Annotated in this window: 2 protein-coding genes; one reads left to right on the plus strand and one right to left on the minus strand. The window is 33.9% G+C overall.

Annotation, left to right across the window (positions count from 1 at the left end):
- Nucleotides 1–217: 217 nt before the first annotated feature.
- A complete protein-coding gene (locus F6K40_RS38980; RefSeq protein ID WP_293145300.1) occupies nucleotides 218–790 on the plus strand; it encodes a GrpB family protein in 573 nt (190 codons plus the stop codon).
- Between the two features lie 956 nt (nucleotides 791–1,746).
- Here the strand turns inward: F6K40_RS38980 and F6K40_RS38985 are convergent.
- On the minus strand, nucleotides 1,747–2,972 hold a 1,226-nt coding region (locus F6K40_RS38985), incomplete at its 5' end, for an ABC-F family ATP-binding cassette domain-containing protein (RefSeq protein ID WP_293145303.1).

The raw sequence follows: 2,972 nt of genomic DNA on the forward strand, positions 1-2,972 counted from the left end.
TCTCCTTACAACTTTTTGATAATCGGTGGACTATAGGGCGACATTTTGTAAGTGCTTTTCAGTTGAGTAAACCACAAAACTGTTGTAGGAGTAATGAGTAAGGAGTAATGAGTAATGAGTAAGGAGTAATGAGCTTCGTAAAAACAGGTAAACCAGATGTTTATTTCTGGATAGATGAAATGCAAAACAAAAGTTAGTTGAAAATTATCAAACTGGTATGAAAATTATGAGAAAAGTAGAAGTAGTTAACCATAACCAAAAATGGCGTGAAAAATTTCAGATAGAAGCACAAAAAATTAATCCTATTCTAGGAGAAAATATAATTGCCATACATCATATTGGTAGTACAGCTATAGCTGATATTTACGCTAAACCCATTATTGATATATTGGTTGAAGTAAAGAATCTTGTAAAAGTTGATGAGCGAAATTCCTTAATGGAATCACTAGATTATGAAGTAATGGGTGAATTTGGTATTGCCGAGCGTCGTTATTTTCGTAAAAATAATCAGGAAGGTATTAGAACTTATCATGTTCATATTTTTGAAGTTAATTCAAAGCAAGTAGAACGACATTTAGCATTTCGGGATTATATGATTTCTCATCCTGAAGATGCACATAAATATAGTGAATTAAAGGGCAGTTTAGCACAAAAATACCCTACAGATATTGATAGTTATATGAATGGTAAAGATAGCTTTATTAAAGAAATAGATCGAAAAGCAACACAATGGCGTCTAAGCATTCAGCAGTCACCCTGCGAAACTATTTCCAATAGAGAAAACCACTAAAGGAAACTATAACTAAATAAATTTTAACTGTTAAATATCCACCTGTAAATTCTCTTCGCTTAATCCTGAAATTCTTTCTTTGGAATTTCCTTTTGTTTACCAAAAAATAAGGTCTAAAACCTCCTCTTTGAAGGGGATGGAAAAAATAAACATCCCTATTTAAAACCTCTGGGTTTTCTACGGAATGCTCCGCAAACAGCCAGGGATACTGATAACTTATAACTGAAATGACCTCCTTTTTTATATCTATTTGACTAACAATCTCTGATATAGAATCCGGATAATTACTATCGTTAAGTCATTGCGACTGGAACCGAGTGGAAGGAAGCAATCTCCTAAACATAAGAGATTGCTTCCTATCGTCGCAATGACGACTGTTAAAACGGATTTTATATGAACTGAAAATCTCGGCTAATTCTTTCTAGCAATATCTATATTATTGCCCTAAATTTTCTACTTTTTTATAGAGTTTTTGAATAAGGAAGAAGCAAGAAGGGATGAATAAATACAGTAATTGTCATAATCAATTCTTTCTTAACTATAGCAATTAGATGTGAAAGAAGCTGTAGGGGTTTTGTTTCCAAATCCCATCTTAAGCTTGGGTTTGGAGACCAAACCCCTACTATAATTGATAATAAATAATAAATAATTACTTCTTGTTAAAACCGTAACGGCATTGAATATGGGGAAATCTTATTTCCTTAATTGATAATTATTTATTAGTTGATATAGCAATTCCCAAGAAGCGTGAGGTACAAAATTCCTTGGTTTTAGGGAACAGGGAACAGGGAACAGGGAATAGGGAATAGGGAATAGGAAACAGGGAATAGGAAATAGGAACAAATAAATATAGGTGTACCTCACGATTGCTGAGAAACGCTATAATTAATTCATTATCCATTAGCAAAGAGAGGCTTTATACCTTTGGGGATTAATTATCCATTATCCATTATCCATTAAGATTCTATCTCTGCTAATTCCAACCATCTTTCGGTAGCAATATCTATTTCTTGACCTAAACTTTCTACCTTTTCATGGAGTTTTTGAACTTCGCTAACTTCTGTTGGAGGTGCATTATAAAGTTTATTTTCTGCCTCAGCTTTTTCAGCTTCTAATTGAGCAATTTTTTTCTCTAAGTTCTGATATTCTCGCTTCTCTTTTGATGATAATTTTCTTTGTCCGGTTTTATCGCGAGAAACTCTTTCTGAGCTTTGCTGTTTAGACGGAGTTTCCTTTGGCTTTTGCTCAACTTCTACAGATTTTTTGGCTGCTGCTTCTACTTCTTTATAATCTAAATAAAGTGAATAATTTCCCGGATATTGTCGCAAATTTCCGACTCCTTCAAAAGCAAAAATTCTATCTACAGTTCTGTCGAGAAAATAGCGATCGTGAGAAACTACAATTACACAACCATTAAATTCTTCGAGATATTCTTCCAACACTGCTAAAGTTTGTACATCCAAATCGTTAGTCGGTTCATCTAAAATCAAAACATTAGGGGCACTCATCAATACTTTTAACAGAAATAATCGTCTTTTTTCCCCACCAGAAAGTTTATAGATAGGAGCATATTGTTGAGTACCTGGAAATAAAAATCTTTCCAACATTTGAGAAGCACTAATTTGAGTACCATCTGCAGTTTGCACATATTCTGCCACATCTTTTATATACTCAATTACCCTTTGATTTTCTGTCGCAGCATCCAGCAAATTTTCTGAATGTTGGTCAAAATAACCTATATGTATTGTTGCCCCAATTTCTACTTTCCCAGAATCAGCTTCAACCCTACCTGTAATAATATCCATTAAGGTTGATTTTCCCACACCATTACCACCAATAATTCCCACTCTATCTTCTGGGATAAATTCATAAGTAAAATCTTTAATCAAGGTTCTACTATCGTAGGATTTAGAAACATTTTCTAACTCAATAACTTTTTTGCCAATTCGACGGCCGGCAGTAGAAATATCGACTTTTCCTAAAGCTTGTTTAAATTCTCTTCCTTGCATTTCATCTATGCGTTGAATCCTGGCTTTTTGTTTAGTGCTGCGAGCCTTCGGACCTCGTTTCAACCATTCTAATTCCCGGCGTAATACACCTTGATGTTTCCTTTGAGAACTAACGATTGATTCTTCAGCTAAAGCTTTTTTTTCTAAATAGTAGGAATAATTTCCAGAATAAG

This window comes from Okeania sp. SIO3I5 (assembly GCF_010672085.1).
GTDB lineage: Bacteria > Cyanobacteriota > Cyanobacteriia > Cyanobacteriales > Microcoleaceae > Trichodesmium.